The sequence below is a fragment of the Vibrio sp. 10N.222.49.C9 genome, assembly GCF_041474985.1.
GTDB lineage: Bacteria > Pseudomonadota > Gammaproteobacteria > Enterobacterales > Vibrionaceae > Vibrio > Vibrio crassostreae_C.
The window spans coordinates 1-306 of sequence record NZ_JBFRVD010000718.1 but is presented as its reverse complement, the minus strand read 5'-3'; the positions used below and the strand labels follow the sequence as shown (position 1 = coordinate 306).

General features: G+C 43.8%; 1 protein-coding gene. It reads right to left on the bottom strand.

The features are described 5' to 3' along the window. Nucleotides 1–40: 40 nt before the first annotated feature. Nucleotides 41–306: hypothetical protein (locus tag AB4585_RS25240; protein WP_372171508.1), on the bottom strand; the 266-nt coding region annotated here is incomplete at its 5' end.

Sequence of the window (306 nt, the reverse complement as noted above, 5' to 3'; positions counted from 1 at the left end):
GATTTTTGGTTTTGGTCGGAAAAAGTTTTGGTTATTCGCGCTAACAAGTTAGTGCCAATTCCGCTTCGTGAACCTCGGAGTGTGCGTCCAAAAACTCTCTCAAATTAACTGTATTGGTCTTTGATGCTAGAAAGGTGACAACCTCAAAGTTCTCATTGATATGGAAGCTCCTGATTAATTTGCAGGGGCCGTCGTGGTTACTCAATAAGTGCTGTTGGTTACTCTGCTTGAAGCAGTCGGAAAAATGGTGCGTTCGTAGGTTAGCTTTCACACTGCGTAGCATTTTGGCTAATGAGTGTTCCGCTG